This is a genomic window from uncultured Marinococcus sp., from assembly GCF_947493875.1.
Classification (GTDB): domain Bacteria; phylum Bacillota; class Bacilli; order Bacillales; family Marinococcaceae; genus Marinococcus.
The window spans coordinates 1-248 of the sequence record NZ_CANLSU010000030.1 but is presented as its reverse complement, the minus strand read 5'-3'; the positions used below and the strand labels follow the sequence as shown (position 1 = coordinate 248).

General features: G+C 58.1%; 1 tRNA gene. It reads left to right on the top strand.

The features are described from left to right. Positions 1–82: 82 nt before the first annotated feature. Positions 83–158, top strand: a tRNA-Ala gene (locus Q0757_RS16950). Positions 159–248 lie beyond the last annotated feature (90 nt).

Below are 248 nucleotides of genomic sequence, written 5' to 3'. Positions count from 1 at the left end.
CTGTAGCTCAGTTGGTCAGAGCGCACGCCTGATAAGCGTGAGGTCGGTGGTTCAAGTCCACTCAGGCCCACCATTATAACTCGGGGCCTTAGCTCAGCTGGGAGAGCGCCTGCTTTGCACGCAGGAGGTCAGCGGTTCGATCCCGCTAGGCTCCACCATAATTATTACCGAACGTTGGACCTTGACAACCGAATACCGAGACCAACACACAAGCAACACAAGGCTGCCGGCTGTTTCGGCCGGCGGCC